At 71.4% G+C, this 20,310-nt stretch carries 16 protein-coding genes and 1 pseudogene; 6 read left to right on the top strand and 11 right to left on the bottom strand.

The window, feature by feature from the left end; genetic code table 11:
• The first annotated feature begins 176 nt into the window (after nucleotides 1-176).
• The 5 genes and pseudogenes from HMPREF2883_RS01410 to HMPREF2883_RS01430 all read left to right on the top strand — a co-directional run bounded on the left by HMPREF2883_RS01410 (nucleotide 177) and on the right by HMPREF2883_RS01430 (nucleotide 5,157).
• On the top strand, nucleotides 177-701 hold the full coding sequence (locus tag HMPREF2883_RS01410; protein ID WP_070658526.1) for a PadR family transcriptional regulator: 525 nt from the start codon (nucleotides 177-179) through the stop codon (nucleotides 699-701).
• A complete protein-coding gene (locus HMPREF2883_RS01415) occupies nucleotides 698-1,525 on the top strand; it encodes an ABC transporter ATP-binding protein (protein ID WP_070658528.1) in 828 nt (275 codons plus the stop codon). Before HMPREF2883_RS01410 ends, HMPREF2883_RS01415 begins: the two co-directional genes overlap by 4 nt.
• Nucleotides 1,522-3,735: an FtsX-like permease family protein gene (locus HMPREF2883_RS01420; RefSeq protein ID WP_070658530.1), complete on the top strand. Its 2,214-nt coding sequence runs from the start codon at nucleotides 1,522-1,524 to the stop codon at nucleotides 3,733-3,735. The genes HMPREF2883_RS01415 and HMPREF2883_RS01420 overlap by 4 nt, the downstream gene beginning before the upstream one ends.
• Before the next feature lie 210 nt (nucleotides 3,736-3,945).
• A pseudogene (locus HMPREF2883_RS01425) lies at nucleotides 3,946-4,684 on the top strand (pentapeptide repeat-containing protein).
• Nucleotides 4,681-5,157 (top strand): DivIVA domain-containing protein, encoded by a 477-nt coding sequence (locus tag HMPREF2883_RS01430; RefSeq protein WP_070658534.1) that lies wholly within the window; start codon nucleotides 4,681-4,683, stop codon nucleotides 5,155-5,157. The pseudogene HMPREF2883_RS01425 and the gene HMPREF2883_RS01430 overlap by 4 nt, the downstream one beginning before the upstream one ends.
• Here HMPREF2883_RS01430 and HMPREF2883_RS01435 read toward each other — a convergent pair.
• The 6 genes from HMPREF2883_RS01435 to panC all read right to left on the bottom strand — a co-directional run bounded on the left by HMPREF2883_RS01435 (nucleotide 5,154) and on the right by panC (nucleotide 12,041).
• Nucleotides 5,154-5,702 carry an RloB family protein gene (locus HMPREF2883_RS01435; protein ID WP_070658536.1) on the bottom strand — a complete coding sequence of 183 codons (549 nt, stop codon included), beginning with the start codon at nucleotides 5,700-5,702 and terminating at the stop codon, nucleotides 5,154-5,156. The two genes, HMPREF2883_RS01430 and HMPREF2883_RS01435, sit on opposite strands and share 4 nt — an antisense overlap.
• 61 nt (nucleotides 5,703-5,763) lie before the next feature.
• Nucleotides 5,764-7,065, bottom strand: a complete 1,302-nt coding sequence (locus HMPREF2883_RS01440; RefSeq protein WP_070658538.1) for an AAA family ATPase — start codon at nucleotides 7,063-7,065, stop codon at nucleotides 5,764-5,766.
• Between the two features lie 193 nt (nucleotides 7,066-7,258).
• Nucleotides 7,259-8,932, bottom strand: coding sequence for a lysine--tRNA ligase (lysS, locus tag HMPREF2883_RS01445; RefSeq protein ID WP_070658540.1), 1,674 nt, complete (start codon nucleotides 8,930-8,932; stop codon nucleotides 7,259-7,261).
• A gap of 103 nt (nucleotides 8,933-9,035) precedes the next feature.
• Entirely contained in the window at nucleotides 9,036-10,235 is a 1,200-nt protein-coding gene (locus HMPREF2883_RS01450) for a hypothetical protein (RefSeq protein WP_070658542.1), read from the bottom strand.
• Nucleotides 10,236-10,313: 78 nt separating this feature from the next.
• On the bottom strand, nucleotides 10,314-10,769 hold the full coding sequence (panD, locus tag HMPREF2883_RS01455) for an aspartate 1-decarboxylase (RefSeq protein ID WP_070658544.1): 456 nt from the start codon (nucleotides 10,767-10,769) through the stop codon (nucleotides 10,314-10,316).
• A 267-nt stretch (nucleotides 10,770-11,036) separates the two neighbouring features.
• Nucleotides 11,037-12,041: a pantoate--beta-alanine ligase gene (gene panC, locus HMPREF2883_RS01460; protein WP_070658546.1), complete on the bottom strand. Its 1,005-nt coding sequence runs from the start codon at nucleotides 12,039-12,041 to the stop codon at nucleotides 11,037-11,039.
• A 464-nt stretch (nucleotides 12,042-12,505) separates the two neighbouring features.
• Between panC and HMPREF2883_RS01465 the strand changes: the two genes are divergently transcribed.
• Nucleotides 12,506-13,492, top strand: a complete 987-nt coding sequence (locus HMPREF2883_RS01465) for a Rossmann-like and DUF2520 domain-containing protein (protein WP_075371385.1) — start codon at nucleotides 12,506-12,508, stop codon at nucleotides 13,490-13,492.
• Here the strand turns inward: HMPREF2883_RS01465 and HMPREF2883_RS01470 are convergent, their stop codons facing one another.
• From HMPREF2883_RS01470 to folP, 5 genes are read right to left on the bottom strand one after another with little or no spacing between them, the layout of a single operon-like run.
• Nucleotides 13,493-15,247: a PH domain-containing protein gene (locus HMPREF2883_RS01470; protein WP_070658547.1), complete on the bottom strand. Its 1,755-nt coding sequence runs from the start codon at nucleotides 15,245-15,247 to the stop codon at nucleotides 13,493-13,495.
• Complete coding sequence (locus HMPREF2883_RS01475; protein WP_070658549.1) at nucleotides 15,244-15,804, bottom strand: PH domain-containing protein; 561 nt, start codon at nucleotides 15,802-15,804, stop codon at nucleotides 15,244-15,246. The genes HMPREF2883_RS01470 and HMPREF2883_RS01475 overlap by 4 nt, the downstream gene beginning before the upstream one ends.
• On the bottom strand, nucleotides 15,801-16,301 hold the full coding sequence (locus tag HMPREF2883_RS01480; RefSeq protein WP_070658550.1) for a DUF3180 domain-containing protein: 501 nt from the start codon (nucleotides 16,299-16,301) through the stop codon (nucleotides 15,801-15,803). The genes HMPREF2883_RS01475 and HMPREF2883_RS01480 overlap by 4 nt, the downstream gene beginning before the upstream one ends.
• A complete protein-coding gene (folK, locus tag HMPREF2883_RS01485) occupies nucleotides 16,301-19,015 on the bottom strand; it encodes a 2-amino-4-hydroxy-6-hydroxymethyldihydropteridine diphosphokinase (protein ID WP_070658552.1) in 2,715 nt (904 codons plus the stop codon). Before folK ends, HMPREF2883_RS01480 begins: the two co-directional genes overlap by 1 nt.
• Complete coding sequence (folP, locus tag HMPREF2883_RS01490; protein WP_070658554.1) at nucleotides 19,012-19,908, bottom strand: dihydropteroate synthase; 897 nt, start codon at nucleotides 19,906-19,908, stop codon at nucleotides 19,012-19,014. Before folP ends, folK begins: the two co-directional genes overlap by 4 nt.
• Nucleotides 19,909-20,310 lie beyond the last annotated feature (402 nt).

The following is a 20,310-nucleotide window of genomic DNA, read 5'->3' on the forward strand; positions in this document are numbered from 1 at the left end:
AGATGTCATGACATCCGAAACTCTCAGAAGTCATGAGACAACACAGTAGGGTAAAGGTACGAACGCGAGGGCTACCCTACGAACGCGCGACTCGACACAGCCTCACGAACACGGCTCGGTTTCTCCTCCTCGCGGAGTATATCGTCGGTGTATACACTCAGCGTATAGTCGCCGGCATGGAATCCAGACTCACTCTTCTTGGGTTGCTCAGCGCCGGGCCGGGGCACGGCTACGACCTTAAACGCTCCTGGGACCACTGGTTCGCGGCCTCCAAACCGCTGGCCTACGGCCAGGTCTACGCCACGCTCGCCCGCCTGGTGCGCGACGGGCTCATCACGCAGGTCGAAACCGAGCCCGGCGCCGGCCCGGAGCGCAAGCGCTACGAGGTCACCGACGCCGGGCGCCAAAGCGTCGAGCAGTGGCTGCTGACCCCGGTCACCCCAGCCGGTGACGTCCAGGCCGACATCTTCGCCAAGACCGTCATCGCCCTCATGCTCGACGACGACGCCGGGCGCCTCCTCGACCTCCAACGCGCCGAGCACATGGCGCGCATGCGCGAGCTGACCCGCCTCAAGCAGGACGGCGACCTGCGCACGGTGCTGCTGGCTGACCACGCCCTGTTCCACATCGAGGCCGACCTGCGCTGGATGGAGACCACCGCGGCCCGCCTGAGCGAGCTGCGCGAGGAGGTGCGCTCATGAACACCACCGGCGTCACCCCCGCACCCAGTCGGGGCGAGACTGACCCGCCGGGCGAGGTCATCATGCGCGCCCGCGGCCTGGAGATGAGCTTCGGGCAGACCCACGCGCTGCGCGGCGTCGACCTGGACATCCTGGCAGGTGAGGTCCTGGCCGTCACCGGCCCGTCAGGCTCGGGCAAGTCCACGCTCCTGCACGTCATGGCCGGGGTCCTCGTGCCCGACGCCGGGCGCGTCGACTACCACGGAAGCGACACGACGCAGGACATCGCAGCCCTCGACGAGGCGGCCCGCAGCCGCCTGCGCCTGAAGGAGTTCGGCTTCATCTTCCAGTTCGGCCAGCTCCTGCCGGACCTCTCCGCCCTGGACAACGTCACCATCCCCCTGCTCCTGGCGGGCACCCCGCGCCGGCGGGCACTGGCCCAGGCCCGCGAGACCCTGGGCGAGCTGGGGCTCAGCAAGCACCTGGACAAGCGCCCCACCCAGCTCTCGGGCGGGCAGGCGCAGCGGGCCGCCGTCGCGCGGGCACTGGTGACCAACCCGCGACTCCTCTTCGCCGACGAGCCCACCGGCTCCCTGGACTCCCTGGCCGCCGAGCGCACCATGGAGGTGCTTCTGAACTCGGTGCGCTCCCGAGGCGCCGGCCTGGTCATCATCACCCATGACGCGCGCGTCGCCGCCTACGCCGACCGGGAGGTCACCGTGCGCGACGGACGCATCGGTCCCGGGGCCACGCACGCCGCAGCCGGCCCGAGCCGACCGGAGCACGCCGAGCCGGGACGCCTAGGGAGTCCGGGCAGTCCGGGCAGTCAGAGGGGCCGGTCATGAGCCGCATCGCCCTGACCCGGCTGCTCGTCGCCAACGACCGCTCCGCCCGGCGCCGCCTGGCCGGGATCGTCGCCGGCGTCATGGTGGGGGTGGCCCTGTTCCTCATGCTGCTGGCCGCCGCCCAGGCCTTCCCCGAGCGCAGCATGCGCTCCAGCTGGGCGTCCACCGCCCTCATGCCCGGCCTCTCCGAGCAGTCGAACCACGCCGACCTCCAGCCCGACCATGCCCTGACCGACGGCGAGCTGGCCGTCGCCAGCAACTTCGACGTCGTCGACAACCAGCCGATCACCATCCTGAGGGTGGCCCTGCCGCAGTCGGGCACCACCTCGGTGAGAATCCCGGGGGCCGACGTCGTCCCCAAGCGCGGCGAGTACCTGGCCTCACCGGCCCTGGCCAAGCGCATCGCCTTCCTACCCGCCGACCAGCTCGGTGACCGCTACGGCAAGCAGGTGGGCGTCCTGTCACCCGACGCCGTTGAGGGCCCGGACTCGCTGGTGGCCGTCGTCGGGACGGACCTGGGGACCGTGGCCGCCTCCGAGTTCTACATCCCGCCCCAGGTGGTCACCTCCTTCCAGGGCATCTCTTTCGAGAACGAGGCGTATCGGATCGCCACGCTCATCGGCGCCATCGCGGTGCTCGTGCCCGCGCTGCTGCTCGTCGGGATCGTCACCGACCTGGGGGCGGCGCAGCGGGCCGAGCGCTTCGCCACGCTGCGCCTCATCGGGGCCACGCCCCAGCAGGTCGCCCGCACCGCGGCCCTGGAGATCGGGGCCACCACCTTCGTCGGCGCCCTGGCGGGCGTGGCCCTCTACCTGGCCCTGATCCCGCTGGCCGCGCAGATCACGCTGAGAACCAGCCGCTTCTACTACTCCGACCTGCTGCGTTCCCCGGTCAACGCGGTCCTCGCCGTCGTCGTGACCACGGCGGGGGCGGCGGCCGTGGCCTGGTGGCGCACGCGACGGGCCGACCTCGGCCCGCTGGGCGGGTCCCGTGAACGCACCGAGCGCCGCCCCCGCCTCATCTCGCTGGCACCCGTGATCCTGGGGACGGCGGGGCTGATCAGCACCCCGACGGTGGCCCGCCAGGACTCCGACCTGACCATCTACCTGCTGCCCGCCTCCTTCCTGTGCGCGATGCTGGGGCTGGTGTGGACCGGGCCGGTCCTGACCTGGTGGGTGGCACGAGGCGGCAGGGCCCTGGCCCGTTCCGCGGCGCAGGTCATCGGCTTCAACCGGATCACTCAGCACCCCCGGGCAGTCTTCCGGGCGGTGGCTGGCGTCGTCATCGCCGTCTACGCCATGACGGTGTTCGCCGTCGCCATCACGGCCGCCGCGGGGACCCGCGACGTCACACAGGGCGGTGGGCACCTGAGCCCCACGACGCTCGGGGCGACGCCGGCGGTCAGCGACGAGGGCACCCTGCACAGCGCCGTCGACCGGCTCGCCGCCGTGCCCGGGGTGACGACGGTCGCCGTGGGGAGGATCAGCGGGGGCAGCAAGCAGGACAGTCGGGTCATCCTCGAGGCCGACAAGGCTGAGGCCCTCGGGGCACCGCACGTGGCGTCCCCGGATGGCGCGGTGAGCATCAGCACCCGCTGGCTGTACGAGAACGCGGCGGCCTCGCCGTCGCCGGTCAGCGCCGAGGAGCTGGCGAGCGCCCGTGAGCACGGCGTGCCCATCATCCTGGTGGCCACCGACCCGACCAGCCCCGGGGCCATCGATCGGGCCCGCACCGCCCTGGCCACCTCCGGCCTGACCCTGGGGACCGCCCCGACCTCACCCAGCTCGATCCAGGCCCTCCAGGGCAGCGCTATGGAGAACCAGTTCGCCCAGCTGGGTTACATCGGCATCCTCATCGCCGCGGGCATCTCCGCGGTCTCGCTCGGGGTCTCGACGGTGGCGGCGCTGTTGGGGCGTCGGCGGGTCCTCGGTCTGCTGAGGCTGGTCGGCATGCCGGCGGCGACGCTGCGCTCCATGGTCGCCTACGAGGCGGCGCTGCCGACGGTCACCGCCCTGGTCATGAGCATCGGCCTGGGCTGGCTGACCGCATGGTCGCTGATCGGTGGGGTCTCGGGGCGCCGCATCGGCTGGCCCGGAGGTGGCTACTGGCTGGTGCTGGGGGCGTGCCTGGCGCTGGTGGTGGTGGCGACCCTGGCCAGCGCCCGCTACGGCCGGCGCATGCTGGCCGGCACCACCGTCCGATTCGAGTAGAAACGGCCCACAGTGTCCAAATCTGTGACAAAGGCCTTGACCGGGCTCAGTCGCAGAAAAGAAAACCGCATGATTCCGCGGTTCCTCTCGGCGGACGGACGGCCTCGCAGCCCCTTTGTCTCAGATTTGGACACGCACTCCTCCTGCGCACCCGGGCACCGGGGAGCGCATTCCCCGGTCCCGCCAGGTGATCTGCGGTAGAAAAGGACCATGACCGCAGGACGGACCGACACGGCCGAGGACGCCTCCCCCTTGGTCGCACCGAGGCCGCCGGTCCTCGCGGCACCGGACCTGGGTCGCCTTCGCGACGGCGAGGCCGATGAGCTCGCCGCCGGTGAGATGGTCGAGGACCTGGAGCTGGTCGAAGCGGACCTCAGCGGCGGCGACCTGTCTGCGATCAGTCTGCTCAGCTGCCGGTTCTCGGAGGTCTTCGCCAATGACACCGACCTGGCCGCGGCACGGCTGGTCGACTGCCACCTGGAACGGCTGAGCGCCACCTACCTTCACAGTCCACGCTCCACCTGGCGCACGGTGGAGCTGGTCGACTCCCGTATCGGGGCCTGGGAGCTCTACGACGCCGACGTCGAATCCGTCCTCATTGAGGACTGCCGCCTGGGCTTCGCCAACCTCGCCGGGACCGCTGTGCGCGACGTCCTCATCCGGGCCACCCGGATCGACGAGCTGGACCTGAGCGGCATCGACGCCCAGCGGGTTCGCTTCGAGGACTGCCGCGTGGGCACGCTGCGCCTGCACGACGGGAGCCTGAGCGACGTCGACCTGCGCGGACTGGAGATGACAGTGGTCAGCGGCGTCGGTTCCCTGGCCGGGGCGACCGTCAACAGCCAGCAGCTCAGCGAGCTCGCGCCGCTCTTGGCGCAGCAGCTGGGACTGCGGGTCACGGGATCGGGATCACGCACAGAATGTGGCAACAAGGAGTAGAAGAGCATGACGCTGCTGACAGCTGACGACGTCCTCAACGTGAAGTTCGAGGTCTCCTCATTCAAGGAGGGCTACAACCAGGATGAGGTCGACGAGTTCCTCGACGAGGTGACCACCACGATGCGGGAGTTCGAGGAGCGGCTCGGCACGTCACAGGCATCCTCGGGCCCCTCGCACCGGCGGGCCGAGAGCCTCCTGACGTCCGAGGGCGTCAGGAACATCCGGTTCTCGACCACCCGGTGGTCGGGGTATCACATCGACCAGGTTGATGCTTTCCTCGCTCAGGTGGTCTCGACGATGGAGGCCCTTGAGGCGCAGCTGAACGCCGGCTCCTCCGCCGGCCAGCCCGGCGCCGGTGGTTCCCAGTACGCCGAGGCGATCGCCCAGCGCGACCAGTACATCGCCCAGCTCCAGCAGGAGAACGCCTACCTGCGCGCCGAGCTCGAGGCGGCCCAACGCCGCCTGGGGACCACCGGGTACTAGAGCTCGCCAGCGCCGAGAAGTCCAAGACTGCGGAGCAGGTGGGGCATCGTTGTCGATGGGCAAGGCCCCTGAGTATCGGGCTCGGGGAGGCCGTCCGTCGGCAGATGGCACCTGGCCGCGGCCTGCACTCCCCTGTCCCAGGGGAAGTCGTCCGGCAGCGTCTTGGCGTCCTTACTGCTCAGGCCCGTCAGCTCCCGGTAGTGCGCCTGAGCGTCTGCCTGGTTCTGGTAGTTCTTCACGGGGGCGTAGTGGGCGTTGAGCCAGACCTCGAAGCAGGGTACGGAAACAACACCGTGCACAACGGTCCGCTTGCTGCTCAGCCTTCGACATGCGGCCAGAACGCCATGACGGTCCTGGCCATCGTGGTCGACGACGACCCACACCTCCCTGTATTCGCTGAGGTCTGACCGAGGGCCGCTGAGCTCCTTGATGACGGTGAGCGGGTCACCCTCGATGACCTTCACTTTGGCTGAGATCCTGCCATGGTCCACACGTCGGCAGAGTTGACTCAGATAGGCGTACTCAGTGACTCGCCCGTTGGTCACCAGGAGAACGGTGCGCAGTACAGCTCGTTGACTGCGCTGCTTCCTTCTCGGTGGTGTCATCTCACCTCGCCTCCGCCGAATCTGAGAGATACCGGCGGAGGCTGGAGGTGTCCACCCGAGGAATGGCACCGAAAGCACCGGCGAGGTAGCGGCGCTGCTTGTTCGTGCCCTTGCGGTTGGAGGGGAAGTCCGCGAGCGAGAAGAGCTCACTGGCACCGAAGGACGACTTCTCCGTCATCCACACCTCACCCGCTTCCAGGAGCTGGACGGGAGAGTTGTCCAGGAGCGCCGTGTCATGGGTCGTGAAGACGATCTGGGCGCCTCGGGTGTTGAGGTCCGGGTCCTTGAACATGTCCACCAGCGTGGCGGTCAGCGTCGGGTGGAGACTCGCGTCAAGCTCGTCAATGCACAGCACCTGGCCCAGTCGCAGGGCGTCCATGGCGGGACCAACCGTCGCCAGCCAGGTGAGAGTGCCCTGACTCTGCTGGCTGCTCGCCAATGAATACTCCTCACCGCCGGCACCGCGGTGGCGGAGGACGAGGTGACGCTGAAGCTCTTTGAGCACCTCGGCGGGGACCTCAGCATCCTCGTCCTCGCTCCACGGAAACCGTCGCAGGAGGTCAAGCACCTCTTGAGGAACCTCCTGCTCCTCAAGCTCAAGACCGACAACACCAAGGTCTGCGGCCTGAGCGATGGCGTTCGCGATACCAGCCCACTGCTCGGGGTCCTCTGCGAGACGACTCATCACCCATCGCAGACGTGAGGTGCGCTCGTCATCACTGTGGTGGATGAAACGCATAGTTCTCAGGCTCCGCGCGATCGGGGCGAGCGTGGCGTGCTCGTACCTCAGAGCCACGGCGAGAAAGAGGTCCTTGAGCGTCGTAATCCGACCAACCTCGGTCGTGGCGCCCTTGAGGGTGGTGCCGGCCTCGATCACGGGCTTGTCATCCTCGGGCCCCTGGGTGCGCACGAAGACCTTGCGCCAGCGCTGTCCCGCCGCCCAGAGCTCCTCACGCGAGATTCCCCAGCGATGCGCCTCGACGCTGTAGCTGTAGCGTTCGTTCTCGTGAGTGAAACCAATGGAGAAACGGGATGGCTGCGTCACATGGTCGCGATCCAGGCTGAAGGGCTGGTACAGGATGTCCCGCTGCCCCCCGACGGCGTGGTGGAGGCAGTCAAGCGCGTCCAGGAGGGTCGACTTGCCTGAGGCGTTGGCGCCGAAGATCGCCGCCACACGCCACGTCTGCTCCCGCCAGGAGGAGCCGCCGCGCGGCGTCAGAGTCTTGAGTGAGCTCCGAGTGAGATCGAGGGTCACCTCTTCTGCGTAGCAGCAGTAGTTCGCCACGGTGAAGTCCAGCAACATACCGTCACCCTAGTGCGAGCAACTCGTTTTGGGAAGTTTTTTCCCAAAACTCAAAGCTCATAGCCCTGACCTCACTATTCGAGCGCCGAGGTTGAGGCCGCCGGGCTGCTATGACGAAGCGCCGGCCGGTCACCGTCGGCCCGAAGGCGGCGATGACCGGCCGGAGCGGGAGGCTGCGGGAGGCCGAGTAGGGTCAGTTCCGCTTGACCAGGGGGAAGGTGATGGTCTCGCGGATGCCCTGACCGGTGAGCACCATGAGGAGGCGGTCGATGCCCATGCCCATGCCGCCGCTGGGCGGGAAGCCCTGCTCCATGGCCACCAGGAAGTCCTCGTCCAGGACCATGGCCTCGGGGTCGCCCTTGGCGGCCGCGAGCGCCTGGGCCTCGAAGCGCTCGCGCTGGACCACGGGGTCGGCGAGCTCGGAGTAGGCGGTGGCGGTCTCGAAGCCGCGCACGTAGAGGTCCCACTTCTCGGTCAGGCCCGGCTTGCTGCGGTGGTAGCGGGTCAGCGGCGAGGTGTCCTCGGGGAAGTCGTAGACGAAGGTGGGCGCCCACAGCTTGTTGCCGACGAGCTCCTCGAAGATATCCTCCACGACCTTGCCGGCCACGGCGTAGTCGTCGATCTCCAGGCCGATCCTCTCGGCGTGGGCGACGAGCTGCTCGCGCGGGGTCTCCACGGTGATCTCCTCACCGAGGGCCTCGGAGACGGAGGTGTAGAGGTCGATCTTGTCCCACTGGCCCGACAGGTCGTACTCGGTGCCGTCGGACAACGTGACGACCTCCCCGCCCTCGGGCAGGTCGAAGGCGTCACGGGCCGCCTGCTGAATGAGGTTGCGGGTCAGCTCGGCCATTCCGTCGTAGTCGGAGTAGGCCTCGTAGGCCTCCAGGGCCGTGAACTCCGGGGAGTGGGAGGAGTCGGCGCCCTCGTTGCGGAAGTTGCGGTTGATCTCGAAGACGCGGTCGACGCCGCCGACCACGGCGCGCTTGAGGTAGATCTCCGTGGCGATGCGCAGGTAGAGATCCATGTCGAAGGCGTTCATGTGGGTGATGAACGGGCGCGCGGCCGCCCCGCCGTGAATGACCTGCAGCATGGGGGTCTCCAGCTCCAGGTAGTCGCGGCGGAAGAAGTTCTCGCGGATGGAGCGCACCACAGCGGCACGGGTGCGCACCATGTCGCGGGCGGCGGGCCGGGTGAGCAGGTCGAGCTCACGACGGCGCACGCGCTGCTCCTCCGAGAGCGTCACCGCCTCGCCGGCCTCGTTGGTCCAGGTCTTGGGCAGGGGGCGCAGCGCCTTGGAGGCGATCCGCCAGGCGGGGACCTCGACGTCGTCGTCCCCGGCGGAGGCGGCCTCGGCGCCCTCGCGCAGGACCGGCTCGGCCATGACGGACAGCTCGCCGCGGCGCGAGGAGATGACGCGGCCGTGGACGAAGAGGTGGTCGCCCAGGTCGACGTCGGCCTTGAAGGCCGCGAGCGCGGTGTGGCCCTCGGCGGGCAGGGCCTTGGCCGAGAGCATGGCCTGCAGGGTGGTGCCGGCCCCGTCCTGGAGGGTGACGAAGCACAGGCGGCCGGTGTTGCGCAGGAAGACGACGCGGCCGGCCACGCCGACGACGTCGTCGGTCTCCTCCCCGGCCTCGAGGTGGGCGTAGCCCTCGCGCACGGCGGCGATGGTGGTGGTGACGGGCACGGAGACCGGGTAGGGGTCCCAGCCCTCGCTGCGCAGGCGCTCGCGCTTGCCGGCGCGGACCTCGAACTGCTCGCCCGGGCCCGGGTCGGCCTTGGGCTGCTTGGGCTGGGCCGACTTCTGCGGCTGGGTGCCGGCAGCGTCGGTGGCGGTCGGGTCGGGGCTGGGGGTGCTCTCGTCTGTCACGTGAAGGAGTCTAACGGCGCCCGCCCTCCCCGGTCGCTCCCCGGGGCCCGACGACGCCCGATCCGCCTCCGATTCTGGTCACACCGGGCGGCGGTTCCTCCGGTCAGATCCAGGTGGGCACGACGGCGGCCCCGGTCACCGTTTCCTCACTCTTCCTGCCGCGGCGCACGGACACGCAGTACTCGGCCGGGAACCAGGTGGGGCCCAGGGCCTCGCCCTTGACCGGCACCCGGCTCAAGCCCAGGGCGGTGCCGCGGGCCGTGGGGCGCTGCTCCCACTGGGGTGGTGTGCGAGTCAGGAAGGCGGAGAGCAGCCTGGTGTAGTCGGGCCCGAGGTAGCACCACGGGACCGGGATGGAGGGAAGCCCGCTCAGGATGACGCCGTCGGCGGCCAGGGACTGGGGCTGCTCGGCTCTGGGGTAGGCGGGTCTGACATCACCGGCGTAGGAGTACTTCCATTTGTCGAGGACCTGCGCCCAGGCCAGGTCGGCGCCGAGCTCGTCGCAGGCCTCGAGCAGCAGCTCGTGCAGGAGGTCGAGGTCACTGACGCTGAGGGGCGCCAACCCGGCCACCCACTCAACCATGTACATGCCGTGAGGATCCTCCTCGCGGGCAAAAAATGTCGCCGTACTGATCGGCGCAGGTCCGGTCAGGAAGACCCCGACGTCGTCGACATACCTACAATCATCGGCGGCCTCAATCGTGGCCTCGCTCAGTGGCAGCATGCGAGCCTGGCCGGTGTACCTGGTGGGGCTCCAATGCGGGGCCACCCGGGAGAGGGCGCGCATCCAGGCCTCGACCGGATCGGGACAGACGGACTCGCGCACATAGGCCCGCATCTTGACCACCTGAACGTCCTCGTCGAGCCGCTCCCACTCCTTCTCGTAGACGTCGGGATTGAAGTCGGGCGCGGGCGGGGCTCCCTGCGGCCACACCACACGCTCGAAGAACAGCGCCACGACGCCGTCGTTCCAGCGGGCGAGGGCCTGCGCCGACGCCAGGGCCCTCTTGGTGGCCGAGCCGCCTCGGAACCAGCTCTTGGGCCAGGTGAGCCGGTAGCAGTAGGGCAGATCGGGGTAACCGGAGACCTCCTTGACGTAGTCGACGAAGTCGAGCTGCACGTCCAGAGAGGTCTCCTCCAGCTCGAGGACCAGCAGGTGGCCGTCGCAGAGGCGGAGGTGGGTTCCGTCCCCGTCATTACCCTCGACGGTGAGGTCCGGCAGCGCCGCGCGCACGCCCTCGATCGTCAGCTCTCGGGTGGTGTAGAGCTCGTAGATGTCCTCGTCCTTGATCTGCCCCAGCATGCTTCTGGACTTTATCGGAGCACGGCGGTGTCGGGGGCGGTTCGGGACGGCCTGGTAGGGCGGCGGCCCGCGGAGAGGTCAGGCGCGGGCCTCGGCCAGGGGGATGCCGGTGGGCCGCAGGCCTTGGAGGCGGGCGACGTCGGAGTCGGCCGGGATCTGGCCGGGGTCGGTGCCCCGCTCCACGATCCGGTTGGCCGCGTCGACGAAGACGACCCGGGGCAGGTAGGTGCGGGCCTCGGCGTCGGACATCTGGGAGTAGGCGATGAGGATGACCACGTCGCCGGGGCCGACCAGGTGGGCGGCGGCACCGTTGACGCAAATCTCGCCGGCGCCGCGCTCGCCGGGGATGACGTAGGTGGACAGGCGGTTGCCGTTGGTGCAGTTGCAGATGTCGACGCGCTCGCCGGGCAGCAGGTCGGCGGCCTCGAGCAGGTCGATGTCCACCGTGATGGAGCCGACGTAGTCGAGGTCGGCCTGGGTCACGGTGGCGCGGTGAATCTTGGACGTCATCATCGTCCGGGTGCGGGAGCTCATCGCCGCACAGCGTAGACGGCGCCGGGCCCGGCGCACTGTACGGTGCGGCACAGGGTGAGCGACCTGACAGGAACGGTCGGGTGTTCTGCGTGAGAGGCAGACCCGACGCGCCGGTTCCCGAGGACGCACCGTAGGACGCCGGGGCTGTCGCTTGAGGGTGCGTTCTTGGCGACTCGTGTGCGTCCTCGCGCGGGGCCGGAACGGCTTGCGGCGCCTGGCCCCGCGCAAGCACCCGGGCGAACCGGGGCTCAGGGCTAGCAGGGCCGCTCAGGGGCGCAGGTCAATGAGGGTGTTGTCGATGAGGCGGGTGGTGCCCACGCGCGCGGCGACGGCCAGCAGGCCCACGGCGGGCAGTTCCTCCTCCTCGTCCTCCCCCGCGGGCTCGCTGCGCGGCAGGCCGAGGCCGGCGCCCGTCAGGTCCTCGAAGCTGTCCGGGGCGACGAGGGCCACGTAGTCGATCTCAACGCCGTCGGCCGCCTCCAGGGAGGCCAGGGCGGCCTGGCGGATGGCGGCGGGGTCGGGCCGGGAGCCGGTGGCCTGCGCGGTGGCGTCCCGGCCGGCCTGGAGCGCGCGGGACAGGGCCAGGGCCTGGCGGCGCTGCTCGAGGCTGAGATAGGCATTGCGCGAGCTCATGGCCAGGCCGTCGCTCTCGCGGCGGATGTCGACCGGCACGATCTCCAAGGGGACGGCGAGGTCGCGCACCATGGACTCGATGATCGCCAGCTGCTGGGCGTCCTTGCGGCCGAACAGCGCCCAGCGCGGGGCGGTCAGGTGCATAAGGGTGAGCACCACCTGGCACACGCCGGCGAAATGGGTGGGGCGGGTGCGGCCCTCCAGGACAGTGGCGATGGGGCCGGGGTCAATACGCACCGCCGGCTGCCCGCAGGGGTAGATGACCTCCGGGGCGGGGGCGAAGACGACGAGCCGGCCCACCCCGAGGGAGCCGTCGGCACCGGTGAGGGTGCGGGCGAGTCCGGCCAGGTCGCCCTCGAGGTCACGCGGGTAGGCGTCGAGGTCCTCGGTGGGGGCGAACTGCAGGGGGTTGACGAAGATGGTGACCACCACGGTGCCGGCCGGCCCGACGCGACGGGCGGCCTCGCGCACGAGGTCGAAGTGGCCCTCGTGGAGGGCGCCCATGGTCATGACGACCGCCCGCGGGTCGGGGGCCTCGGCCAGGGCGGCGGCGAGGTCGGCGCGGCTGCGGGCGAGGACGGTTGCGGCGCCGGCGGATCGGGCAGGCGTCGGTGCGGGTTCAGTGCTCACGCGCCCCACGCTAGTCGCCCCACTGGGCGGTACCGAATCCGCCGGTCGCAAGCTGGCGCGGGAAGGTGAAAGTGTCCACGGTGGCGACTTTTCCGAGCCGAATCCGAGAACCGAAGCCGTCTGGATTCGCGTTTCCGCAGGTCAGAGGGGCCGGCCTGAAGGAGAGGCTGCCCGCGGCCGGCGGAAAAGTCGCCAAAATTGACAGATTCGCCTTGATGGCTCCCTCAAGGCCGGAGACGGCGAACGGCACAGCCGCACGGGAACGTACTTGTCTTTCGAGGACTGCGTCATCCCACAGACGACTGGAGTCCGAACCACGCCGCCTGTAGGAGAAGTACGTCCTGGAGGGAGAACGCAGTCACCGCCCCCACCGCCCTGCACCACTACCAGAGCCGGCGAGGATCGTCGCTCCACTGACCGGATCCCGGCTGCCCGCGGCACCACCAGGGGCGCGAGCATGAGAGCATCGGGGCATGAGCGACATCGATGGCACGGGCCCAGGTGCGGGCGGCGACGAGCACGCGGACCGAGTCCCGGCCGCCCCTGCCAGCCCGAGCAGGCCGGGTCGGCTGGGCGTCGGCATCATCTCCGCCGGGCGTGTCGGGGCGGTCCTGGGCTGCGCGCTGCGGGCGGTGGAGCACCAGGTCGTCGGCGTCCACGCGGTCTCGGAGGAGTCGCGCGAGCGCGCCGAGCTGCTGCTGCCCGGTGTGCCGGTCCTGGAGGTCGAGGAGATCGTCGAGCGCGCCGAGCTGGTGCTGCTGGCCGTCCCCGATGACGCGCTCGAGCCGCTCGTCCAGGGCCTGGCGGACCTGGGGCGCTGGCAGCCGGGCCAGCTGGTCACCCACACCTCGGGGCGCTACGGCGCCGCCGTGCTCGCGCCGGCTCAGCGCTGCGGGGCGATCCCGCTGGCGATCCACCCGGCGATGACCTTCTCCGGTTTCTCCACGGATGTGGCCCGGCTCGTCGGCTGCCCGATGGCCGTGACCGCGCCGGCCGCGGTGCTACCGATCGCGCAGGCGCTGGTGGTCGAGCTCGGAGGGGAGCCCTTCGTCCTGGAGGAGTCGGCGCGCCCGGCCTACCACGCGGCCCTCGCCCACGGCGCCAACCACCTGCTGACCGTGGTGACGCAGGCCGTGCGGGTGCTGGCAGCCGCCGGGGTCGAGGACGGTGCGGCCACGCTCGGCCCCCTGCTCACGGCGGCCCTGGACCGGGCCCTGCACGAGGGCGAGGCGGGCCTGACCGGGCCGGTCTCCCGGGGCGACGCCGGGACGGTGGCCGCCCACCTGGAGGCACTCTCCGCGCTACGCGACAGCCAGGGGCGGGGTCTCGACGACGTGGTCGCCTCCTACCGGCAGCTGGCCACCGCTACCACTGAGCGTTGCGAGGCCACCGGGCGCCTGACCGCCGAGCAGGCCCTGCGCCTGCGCGAGCTCCTGGACCCGGAGCGGGCCGAGGGCTGACTATGAGGGTTCCCCGGCCCGGGTGGCGGCGACGGCGCGCGCGAGCCACCGGTCGAGCTGCTCGGCACGGGCGCGGCGCAGCGCGCGCTCACTGATCCGCGCCGCCAGGGCCTTGGCGTCGGCGGCATCGAGGTTGGTGATCGAGGCGGGAACCTCACGGGCGACCATGTCGAAGCCGAGGGCGGCCAGGCTGCGCCGGCGCGCCAGCGGCCCCTGACGCACGCGCAGGGACTGGATGCGCTCGTAGGGGAAGACGGCCACTCGCCGCCGCCAGCGGCCGTGACGGATGATGACGCAGGTGTCGGTGAGGATGACGGCCGCGCGCCGCCAGGTCAGGGGGCGGAAGATCCGCCCGCGGCGGCTGATGCGCACGAAGCCGCGCTCCGCCGAGCCCGCAGGGGCATGCGGATCGCCGACGCCGTCATCGTCGCGGCCGGTGAGGGCCTGGGCGAGCAGCCTGTCCGGGTCGGGCACGCCCAGGTCGGGAACCACGAGCCACAGCGCGCGCAGGGCGGTGTCGCGCGTCCCCACAGGCAGCAACAGGTTGCTGGTCTGCCGGTTCTGCCCGTCCTGGGACCGGTCCTCGCGGCCGGCCACGGTGACATTCACCTTCCACCAGTCCTTGCCGCGCCACAGGATCGGCTGAGCGATCCCGACACCGTGGACCCGCCCGGGCGGGAGCGTGCGGGAGGTGTCGGAGGTGAGCCCGTAACGCATGCGGATACCGCTGGGAGTGGCGGCGGCCTGGAAGTTCCAGGCGTTGTTGAATCGGGACCATGCCAGGGACACCACACCAGCGACCGTGCTGATGAAGGTGGTCGCGATCGCGAGCACCCCGCCCCTGGGCGGGTCACCGATGGCGTAGGCGACGATGCCGGCCACGATCAGGGTGATAGGCGGGATGAGAGACATGTAAAGGAGGACGCTGCGCAGCAGGGATCCCAGGAGGGTGGCACCGTCAACGCTGTAGAGCGGGTGCTCCTGGAAGTGGGAGGCCCGCAGGCCCGAGGAGCGCGGCGCGGGGGCGACCTTTGAGTCGGCGGCCCCTTCGGGCGTGAGGCCCTCGGGTCGGGAAGCGGACACGGCATCGCCGATGCTGCCGGTGTCGTCGCCCGCTGCGCTCGCCCCGACGGCGCCCTCCTCCGAAGCGGGACCGGGCAGGTCGATGTGCCCAGCGGCAAGGTCGAGGATGCGGTCACGCAGGGCCTGGAGCTCGCGGGTGGTGAGGAACCCGATGACGACCTGCGAGTCCCGGCCACCGGCGACCTCGACGGTCAGCCTCCCGACGCCGAAGACGCGTCCGAGCAGAGGGTGGACGACGTCGACGGACTGGATTCGCGGCAGACGGGCCGTACGCAGCCTGCGGCTGAGGATGCCCGAACGCAGGTAGACGCCGTCGGCGTCCACGGCGTAGGCACGCCACCACCAGCTGAGTAGCCCGAGCCCCACCCACAAGGCGAGGAGCGCCACCAGGCCGAGCAGGTAGTAGCCGACCTGGCCGGCCAAGGAGAAGCCTTGCTCGGAGATGAAGCGGTAGGCGCGTTCCAGGTCGTCGAGGTTCTGAGCCATGACGAAGGCCAGGACGCCGGTGACGATCTTCCAGCCCTCCAGCAGCGGCGTGATGAGCCTGACCCGGTGCCAGGTGAGGTTCTCGGGAAGGGGGAGGTCTCGGGAGGCGGCAGGCCCGTTGTCCCCCGGCGCGTCCGTCCTCGCCTTGCGGGCGGCCTCCAGCCGGCTCTCCCAGCCGGGGCTCACAGCCCGGCCATCCTCTCCTCACCGCGCTGGGACAGGACCTGACGCAGGCGCTCCGCCTCGGCCACCGGCAGCCCGTTGATCGTGGCGTCGGTGCTGGCCGAGGCCGTGTGGAGCCTGACCTCGGCGATACCCAGCCAGCGGGCCAGCGGCCCCTGGGAGGTGTCCACGAACTGCATGCGCCCGTAGGGGGTGACGGTGACGGAGCGGAACATGACGCCGTGGCGCCACAGGAGGTGGTTGTCCGCCAGGGCATAGCCCATGGCCCGCACCTGACGCGGAATGAGCCAGAGCTGCCAGACGAACAGCGCCGCGAAAATCCCCGCCGGGATGAAGCATCCGGAGGAGACGAGCACCCCGGGGACGGCGAAACCGATGATGACCACGGCGCAGAAGAGACCGACCCCCAGGATGCGGGCGGTGATGAGGCGGTGGGAGACCGGGTGGAAGACGACGCCGTCAGGGACGAAGGGGTCGGCTCCGGCGGTTCGCGCAGCCGGCTCACCGGCGCGGACAGGTGCAGCCGGGCCGGCGCCGGGGAGCGGGCCGGAACTGGTCATGCGGGGGCTCCTGGTCCTTCGGGTGCCCGCCCGGAGGGGCCGGCCGAACCGTCGTCGTCGCCGTCACTGGAGATGGAGCACCACTGCTCGACGACGAAGCCGACGACGCACCACAGCAGGCAGGCCAGGAGGCACCCGGTCGAGGTCCAGGCCAGGTGAGTCATGGCCGGCGAGCGCGGCGTCACCAGCGCCAGGATGATCCCGCCGCCGTAGACACCGCCGAGGACCGCCCCCACGATGGCTGAGGCCTGGGCGGCGGCCGCCGTGGTGGCGGCGCCGGTCGGGGTGATCCAGGTGCGCTCGCGCGCACGCAGCCGCCTGACTGCCAGACCTGCCACCAGGACGATGCCGGCGATGACCAGCGCGGTCACCGCCCCCCAGGGGGAGAGGACCGGGACCCAGCCGACGTGGCGCAGCAGGAGGTCACCGACCACCCAGGAGGTCACCGCGGCGGCCATGAACCAGGTGACGGCACTGGTCCAGCGGGTGCGCCGCATCAGGCGTCCTGGCGGGGACCTGTCCCCTGGGCGCCACCACCGATGACATCGTTCCACTGGAGCGGGGACTTCCAGGCGCCCCCAGCGGCGTCATCCTGCTGGCCGTGGGAGCCCCCATCCGGCCCCGCCGTGCGACCGGGGGCGTAGGTGCCCTGCGGCCCGGCCGCCTCGGGGGCCGAGGCCGCCTGGTAGGGCGAGTCGATCTGCGGGGCCTGCTCGGCCCAGGGGCTCGCCTCGTTAGAGGTGTCGAAGGGCAGCTGCCCGAAGGGGGAGGACTCGGCCGGCGCCTGGTCACCGAGCGGCTGCGCGGGGGCGGCCGGCTGCGGGGAGGGAGATGAGGCCTCGGAGATGCTGCCGGCGTAGTCGGCGGGCAGGGAGGCATCGGCCACGGAGGACTCGTCTCGGGTGGCGTCGTAGACCAGCCCGGGCTCGGAGCCTGCGGCGTCCTGCGCCACCGGGGGCTCCACGTAGGGGCCGGTGGGCTTGTCCGGCAGGGCCTCGGAGTCCAGCCAGTCGAAGGCCAGCCAGCGCAGGCCTCCGCGGTCGGGGGCGTTCTCGGCGAGCTCGGACACGGAGCGCCCGGCCAGCTCGGCGAAGGGGTCGGCCTGGCTCCACGGCACCAGGACGAAGGCGCGTTCGGCGGCGCGCGGGTGCGGCAGGGTCAGGGCCGGGTCGGAGGAGGTGACGCCCTCGACGTCGATCAGGTCGACGTCCAGGGTGCGCACGCCCCACGGCTCGGTGCGCACGCGCCCGGCCGCGACCTCCAGGGTCTGGCAGACCTCGAGGAGCTCTCGCGGGGAGAGGGTCGTCATGGCCGTGACCACCGTGTTGAGGTAGTCGGGCTGGGGTTCGGCGCCCTCGGCGACGACGGCGAGCGTGCGGGCCAGTGGCGCCACCTGCGTGACCTCGATGCCCTCGGTGGCCTTGAGGCTCTGGACTGCCGTGCGCAGGGAGTCCACGACTCCGCCGACGTTGGCGCCCAGGCCGAAGACGACGCCCACGGGGCGGGTGGGCCGCTCGGCGAGCGGGTCGACCGGAGCGGCGGGCGCCGCCGGGGCCTCAGGCGCGGCGGGAGCCGGTGCGGCGCCCAGGACGTCGGGCTGCGCCGACGGTGCGGTGAGGGAGTGCTCAGCGGGCTGGGAGAAGTCCTCAGAGACGGAGGGCTGGGAGTAGGAGGGCTCGGAGTAGGCCGGTGCCGCTGCCTCCTGGCTCACGGCCCCGGGGACCTCACCGGGGCCGGCGAAGGGGCTGGGCCCGGGCTCACTCTGGGGCTGGGAGGCTGGGACGGAGGAGGCGTCGATGAAACCGTCGGCGGCGGTCCCGGGGCCGGGGGCGTCGGCGCCCAGCGGGGGGAAGGGGAAGCCGGGCGCGTCGGCGCCCCCCGTCTCGGGGGCGGCGTCCCCGGCGTCACTGGCCTGGCTGGAGGCGGCTCCGCTGTAGGAGCCGGACTCGTCGAAGGCGGCCGGCCCGTTCAGCAGGTCCGCGGAGTCCTCGACGGCGGGGGCGGACTGGTCCTCGCCCTCCTCGGAGGAGGCCACGTGGCGCCCTTCTCGGGGCAGCTGAACAGCGAGGCCACCGGCGGCGGGAGCCGGCTCGGACGAGGCCGCTGCCGAGGCGTCGGCGGCCACCTCCTCGGCGTAGCTGAGGGCACTGGGCTCCGGCTCACTGGGGGCGGGCGCCGCGCCCAGGACGTCGGCCGCCAGGCTCACGAACCCGTCGGCGCCGGCGGTCCTGCCTGCGGAGGCCGCGGTGGGGGCGCTGGTCGAGGGGGCGTCCAGCGCGCTCGACGTGGCGTAGGAACCGGCCGCCTCGCTGGAGGACAGGCTGCTGGAGGCCTCCGGGGCCTGGGGAGCCTCCGGAGCCCAGGCGGGGGCCGATGAGACGGAGGAGTCCGCGCTCTCAGTGGCCCAGTCCGGAGCCCACGGCTGGGTCGACTCGGCGCCCCCACCGACAGAGCCTGGCTCGGCCGGCATCGGCGTGGGCACCGAGGGCGCGGCAGCCGCGAAGGGCGAACGGGCCGGAGCCTCCATCGGCGAGACCGGCGAGGGCGTCGGGGTGATGGGAGGCTCGGGGGTCGACGCCACCGGAGCGGCGTCGCCACCCGCGAAGGAGGCGCCAGAGAAGTCAGGGACCTCCTTCACGAGGGGGGCCGCGGGAGCTGCGGTGGGCTCGTAGGCGGGCGCTGCCGGTGAGGCGGCGGCCACCGGGGAGGCCGAGGAGGAGGGGGAGGCGTAGGGCTGGGCGGACACGGCCACCGGCGCCTCGGCCTGCGCGGCCCAGGCGGCCTGGCTGGTGGCGGGGGCCCCGCCATGGCCGGCTGCGGCGTCGGCCACCCGGTGGATGGTCACCGAGACGTCCTCGAAGGCGACGTCGAGGGGCGCCTCGGGCTTGTGCACGGTGACCTCGGCGGCCACGACGCGGGGGAAGGACAGGACCCGCTCGGCGATCCGGTCCGCCAGGGACTCGATGAGGTTGACCGGTTCCCCCTCGATGATGCCCACGATGCCGTTGGCCACGCGGGAGTAGTCGACGGCGTCGGTCACCGAGTCGGTGACGGCGGCCACGGCGGTGCCGCGCTGCCCCAGGTCGAGGATGACGTCGACCGTGAAGAGCTGGCCCTCCTCGCGTTCGAAGGGCAGGACGCCGTGGTGGCCGCGGGCGGACAGGCCGATGAGGCTGATCCGGTCGGTGGTCGCGGAGACGGTGGTGCTCACTGGTGTTCCTTCCAGAGGGAGGCGGTGCGGACGGCGGCCCGGTTGGCCGGGACCTCGTGGACTCTGACGGCCCAGGCGCCGGAGGCGGCGGCCAGGGCGGTGGTGGCGGCGGTGACGGCGTCGCGCTGGACGGGGGTGGCCTCGGCCTCGGCGGCCTGGGCGAGGAAGCGCTTGCGGGAGGAGCCGACCAAAAGGGGCTGGCCCAGGTCCGCGATGAGGCGGGAGGTGGCCGCCAACAGCTCCCAGGACTGGGCGTGGGTCTTGGCGAAGCCGAGGCCGGGGTCCAGGACCACCTGGGCGCGGTCCACCCCGGCGGCGTCCAGCTCGCCCAGGCGCTCGCGCAGCTCGGCCTCGACCCCGGCGACGACGCCGCCGGGGTAGTCGGTGAGCCGGTCCATGGTCTCGGGGTCGCCGCGCCAGTGCTGGCAGACGTAGACGACGCCGGTGCGGGCGATGAGGCCGTGCATGGCGGGGTCGGCCAGGCCCCCGGAGACGTCGTTGATGATGTGGGCGCCGGCGTCGATGGCGGCCTCGGCGGTGGCGGCGTGGATGGTGTCCACCGAGATGATGGCGCTGGCGGCGGGGCTTGTCCCGTCGGCAGCGCCGACCCCGTCGGCGAGGAGGGCACGCACCACGGGCAGGACCCGGGAGATCTCGGTGTCGACGTCGACCCGCTGGGCGCCGGGGCGGGTGGACTCCCCGCCGACGTCGATGATGTCGGCGCCCTGGGCGATGAGCTCGCGGGCGTGGGCGACGGCCGTCTCGGGGTCGGCCCAGCGGCCGCCGTCGGAGAAGGAGTCAGGGGTGACGTTGAGGACGCCCATGAGGAGCGTCCGGTCGCGGGGCACCCACCCCGGCAGGGGGGCCGGGGCGGCGGCGGGAAGAATCGTCACGGGGCCAGGCTAACGGTTGGCCCGCCGCAGTGGGAGGACCGAAACATCTTCAACCCGCCTCATATTGAGAGCCGGGACACGATCCGCCGGGGTCAGGACGGCTCACTTCGACCAAAACTTCATAGAAGACGCGGAGCCGTGTCGTTGATGAAGTTTTGGTCGAAGTGATGGGGCCGCACCACTGTCGGCGGCAGCGGGCCTCCCTCGAAAGGTGGAGACACTGGCCCTAGTCCGTCCCTTCGACGCATTCCGGCGCGATGGCGCCGTTTCTAGGCTTCTTCACGTCACCAGGGCGGTGCGGGACGCAGCGCGATACCAGTGGTCGGCTCCGCCCGCCACCCGAGTCAGTCACCGAGAAGAGTCCTGAGATGACACACCCGCCCCAGCCACCAGCCTTCAACC

The sequence above is a fragment of the Actinomyces sp. HMSC075C01 genome (assembly GCF_001812965.1).
In the GTDB taxonomy this organism is placed as follows: Bacteria; Actinomycetota; Actinomycetes; order Actinomycetales; family Actinomycetaceae; genus Actinomyces; species Actinomyces acetigenes.

Excerpts from the sequence above, each read along its gene's own strand:
- HMPREF2883_RS01410 (WP_070658526.1), top strand. The coding sequence starts at position 177 with ATGGAATCCAGACTCACTCTTCTTGGGTTGCTCAGCGCCGGGCCGGGG.
- HMPREF2883_RS01415 (WP_070658528.1), top strand. The coding sequence starts at position 698 with ATGAACACCACCGGCGTCACCCCCGCACCCAGTCGGGGCGAGACTGAC.
- HMPREF2883_RS01420 (WP_070658530.1), top strand. The coding sequence starts at position 1,522 with ATGAGCCGCATCGCCCTGACCCGGCTGCTCGTCGCCAACGACCGCTCC.
- HMPREF2883_RS01430 (WP_070658534.1), top strand. The coding sequence starts at position 4,681 with ATGACGCTGCTGACAGCTGACGACGTCCTCAACGTGAAGTTCGAGGTC.
- HMPREF2883_RS01440 (WP_070658538.1), bottom strand. The coding sequence starts at position 7,065 with ATGTTGCTGGACTTCACCGTGGCGAACTACTGCTGCTACGCAGAAGAG.
- HMPREF2883_RS01450 (WP_070658542.1), bottom strand. The coding sequence starts at position 10,235 with ATGCTGGGGCAGATCAAGGACGAGGACATCTACGAGCTCTACACCACC.
- panD (WP_070658544.1), bottom strand. The coding sequence starts at position 10,769 with ATGAGCTCCCGCACCCGGACGATGATGACGTCCAAGATTCACCGCGCC.
- HMPREF2883_RS01465 (WP_075371385.1), top strand. The coding sequence starts at position 12,506 with ATGAGCGACATCGATGGCACGGGCCCAGGTGCGGGCGGCGACGAGCAC.
- HMPREF2883_RS01475 (WP_070658549.1), bottom strand. The coding sequence starts at position 15,804 with ATGACCAGTTCCGGCCCGCTCCCCGGCGCCGGCCCGGCTGCACCTGTC.
- HMPREF2883_RS01480 (WP_070658550.1), bottom strand. The coding sequence starts at position 16,301 with ATGCGGCGCACCCGCTGGACCAGTGCCGTCACCTGGTTCATGGCCGCC.